This window comes from Bacteroides sp. (assembly GCF_019417265.1).
Lineage (GTDB): Bacteria > Bacteroidota > Bacteroidia > Bacteroidales > Bacteroidaceae > Phocaeicola.
Genome location: NZ_DXVR01000102.1, coordinates 5351 through 9375, shown reverse-complemented (window position 1 = coordinate 9375; position 4025 = coordinate 5351). Strand labels below are relative to the sequence as shown.

Sequence of the window (4025 nt, the reverse complement as noted above, 5' to 3'; positions counted from 1 at the left end):
ACTATAATCAGTGGTAATGACATTATAACAGTCAACCAAAATCAGGAAAAGACAAGTTGTCAAGAGTTCATTACACGTTCATTCTGCGTTCATTACACGTTCACTGAGTGGTTCTAAACATAATCCCACAAGCGAAGTATATCCGTTTCTCCCCAATACCAATGAGTAAAGCCCGCTATCACATTCTTATAACGGTATATGCATGTTTCAGCTTCTGCTCCACGTGTATTCTTGACGGAACAGACTTTCACTCCGGAAGCCAACTTACCATTATCCGTATCTATTGACAGAAAACGGAATTCATGCCCTCTGAGCGATATTTCAGATGACTCGATTATCCGATATCCGGTATGCAGATGCGAATCTATCATAGTACAGCCAAAAGGCAATACACCGCTCATCTCATATGCGCTGCCTCCTTCACGAACCGTAAGTGAACGTGAAAGAAGTACCATACCGCCTCCCTCTGCTATAATCTTACCACCTTTTTCGGCATAATCCTTAAGCTGCTTCATTAATGGCTTACGACGATGCAACTGTCTTGCAAACATCTCAGGAAAACCACCGGGAAGATATAATATATCAGCCTCAGGAAGATTATTTGAATACAGTGGACTGAAATATGTGATATTGCCGATAGCCGACAACCGGTCTATGTTTTCCTTATAAATAAGATTGAATGCCGAATCGCGTGCCACCGCTATTTTCAGCGGCTTATGCTTTCCCTCATACTGAAAACCCGTTTCTTCTACATCCGATGTGTAAGGAAGAGTATATTCACATGGAAATATGCGTGTACACATTTTCAGAATACGCTCTATGTCTATATTCTGTTCTACATACGAAGCGGCTTTCTCTGCCACCTCTTCTATCTCCGAACGGACTGACTGCGTAAGAGCCGTATGACGCTGCGGAAGTTTCAGACTTTCATCGTAAGGAATATATCCAAGACTGTTCAGTCCGGCATCGTTACATGCATCCTTAAGATACGAATAATGTGTAGGCGAGGAAACATGGGTAAATACCACTCCAACGATTTTGACCTGTGGACGGAACAGTTTATATCCGTAAAGCATCGGAGCTACCGAATATGCTGCCGAACGGGCATTGACCACTAAAACAACAGGTACTGAAACTAACTGAGACATTTCTGCACTGCTGCCCTGCATCCTTCTGTAACCGTCAAACAAGGCTGAATTGCCTTCTATCATACAGACTTCAGCTTTCTCTCCGTACTTATTATAGACGTATTGCAGATGCGTACGTCCTGCAAACCATGAATCAAGGTTTACAGAGTCTGTTCCTGAAGATATGGAGTGCAGTTGTGTATCCATAAATCCCGGACCGCATTTATAAGGCTGGACTTTTATTCCACGTTTCTTCAAGGCACGAAGAAGACCTAAAGCGAAAACTGTCTTTCCGCTTCCCGATGTTGCGCCTCCTATGAGAAATTGTGGTTTCATCCTGTTGTTCCTGTCTTAAAAATGCGGTTACAAAATTACAAAAAATATTCTTTCGGCATAACAACCACGGGATGTCTATGTCTACAAAATCATAGTCAAAGTAGTTTTTTCAGGCTATTTTTTGTAAATTCGCGCAACTTTTCCGCTTTTGGGGAAGTATCAGAACACAAAATACGAAATAACGATATGAATATAAAGTTTTTAAGCCTTGCAAGCGGCAGCAGCGGCAACTGTTACTATCTGAGCAACTGCAACACATCTGTACTGATAGACGGAGGATTGGGAATACGCACTGTGAAAAAGGTTTTGAAGGACCATTGCCTGAACTTGGGTGATGTGAAAGCGGTATTCGTTACCCACGACCATGCAGACCACATAAAGGCAGTGGGACATCTGGCCGGAAAACATAATATCCCTATATATGCCACTCAGGAAGTGCACGAAGGTATGCGAAGGAGTTACTGCATGACAGAGAAACTTGCAGATAACATGAAGAGGTTTATCTCTAAAGGAGAGACAGTAAAAGTTGATGATTTTGAGATAACATGTTTTGAAGTACCTCACGATTCTACCGACAATGTGGGCTACAGCATAAAAATCTGCGATAAGGTGTTCACTTTCATTACAGACATAGGACGTATCACTCCTACTGTAGCCCGGTTTGTAAGTATTTCAGACTATCTGGTAATGGAAGCCAATTATGATAAGAGCATGCTTGAATGCGGTCCATACCCTACCCACCTGAAAGAAAGAATAGCAAGCGGGAACGGCCATTTGTGCAACAAGGAACTGGCAGAGTTTATTTCCTGCAACTTCCCTTCACGGCTGAAATATCTGTGGTTATGCCATCTCAGCAAGGACAACAATCATCCGGAACTGGCGCTGAAGACAGTGGAAGCAGCACTTAAATCAAAAAATATAATAGTAGGAAAAGATGTGGAGGTCATCCCTTTAAGAAGGACCTCACCTACAGGTATCTTTGAATTATAATCAAAGGCGTATCTTTGCAAGGAAATCCGATATCAGGGGAAGCATCTTTTCCGGTTCGGAAATTCCGTCGCATAATGTTTCTACAGGACAACGTCCTGTACCGTCACGGTTTATAATACACTCGGTTTCCACATCGAAACCGACAAGTACTCCGGCTTTGCGCAACAGGCACAATGCCGGAGTACTTATTATATGGGTGTGAAGTCTTGAAACCTTTCCTAAAATCATAAGAGCAGCTGCACCCTTGCCTACCACCTTGTCGGCAATGAAAGCTCCATCCAGCAGTTCCGGTTCTGTATGCAGCATATCATATAGGTCTGCCACTCCCCTGCGCGAGAATGTCCTCATCACAGTTCCGTTGCCTACTACGCACGACCAGCCGCCTTTCTGCAACTCTTCCACTAAGGCAGACATCTCACCATTCCAGGACTGAATCATAACTTATTCTGTTTTAAGGACTCTACAAAGCGGTCTATACGATGCAGTTCATGAGGAATGTTTATATCCTGCGGACAATGGTCCACACACTCTCTACAACCGATACAATGGCTTGCCTGTCTCAGTTTAGGAACACTCCTGTCATACCCTATCAGATATGCTCTGCGGGCCTTATCATAGTTTTCGTCCTTGCTCGATTTCGGCACATTCCCCTCATTCACACATTTGTTGTAGTGCACGAGTATAGCCGGAATATCTATACCGTAGGGACACGGCATACAGTATTTACAGTCATTGCATGGCACCGTAGGATATTTCTTCATCAGTTGTGCAGTTTCTTCAAGAAATTCCTTATCCTCGTCTGTCAGATGGACTAAAGGCGAATATGTACGGATATTGTCCTGCAAATGTTCCATATATGTCATTCCGCTTAGAACGGTCAATACCTTATCCCAGGTACCGGCAAACCGGAAAGCCCATGATGCCACACTGTCCGAAGGGCGTTGCTGCTTGAATCTGTCAACTATATGCTGAGGTACGTTCGACAATCGTCCTCCCAAAAGCGGCTCCATAATGATGGCCTGAATATTCCGCTTTTCAAGTTCTCCATACAGATATTCCGCATTTACGTTTCTGCCTGTGGCATGTCGCCAGTCTACATAGTTAAGCTGTATCTGTACGAAATCCCAGTGTACCTTGTCATGCATGGCAAGAACCTCATCGAATACATCCTGAGTGCCATGGAACGAAAAACCAAGGTTACGGATTCTTCCGGCCTTCCTTTCTTCGATGAGATAATCCAGCATACCATTATCAATATATCTGGCACGGAATGTCTTCATACCGCCATTACCGATGGAATGAAGCAGATAGTAGTCGATATAGTCCACCTGTAGTTCTTCGAACGACCTCTTATACATCTTGATGGAGTTCTCGCGTGTGTAGTTCGAGAAGTTCGACAACTTTGTAGCCACATAGAATTTCTCCCTCGGATGACGTTTGAGGGCTATACCTGTAGATTTCTCGGACCATCCCTGCACATATACCGGCGATGTATCGTAATAATTCACTCCATGAGCCATGGCATAGTCTATCAGCTCGTTGACCGCATCCTGGTCGATCACGTTCCCCCGG

Annotated in this window: 4 protein-coding genes; 1 reads left to right on the top strand and 3 read right to left on the bottom strand. The window is 43.9% G+C overall.

What is annotated here, in order from left to right:
- Positions 1 to 113: 113 nt before the first annotated feature.
- A complete protein-coding gene (locus tag QZ379_RS10895) occupies positions 114 to 1463 on the bottom strand; it encodes a cobyrinate a,c-diamide synthase (protein WP_291564427.1) in 1350 nt (449 codons plus the stop codon).
- 186 nt (positions 1464 to 1649) lie between these two features.
- Here QZ379_RS10895 and QZ379_RS10890 point away from each other — a divergent pair, with 186 nt between their 5' ends.
- Positions 1650 to 2453 carry an MBL fold metallo-hydrolase gene (locus QZ379_RS10890; protein ID WP_291564426.1) on the top strand — a complete coding sequence of 268 codons (804 nt, stop codon included), beginning with the start codon at positions 1650 to 1652 and terminating at the stop codon, positions 2451 to 2453.
- Here QZ379_RS10890 and QZ379_RS10885 read toward each other — a convergent pair whose 3' ends face one another.
- Positions 2454 to 2891, bottom strand: a complete 438-nt coding sequence (locus QZ379_RS10885) for a DUF1893 domain-containing protein (RefSeq protein ID WP_291564424.1) — start codon at positions 2889 to 2891, stop codon at positions 2454 to 2456.
- A partial coding sequence (locus QZ379_RS10880) for an aldo/keto reductase (RefSeq protein ID WP_291564422.1) occupies positions 2888 to 4025 on the bottom strand: 1138 nt, incomplete at its 5' end. The genes QZ379_RS10885 and QZ379_RS10880, both read right to left, overlap by 4 nt.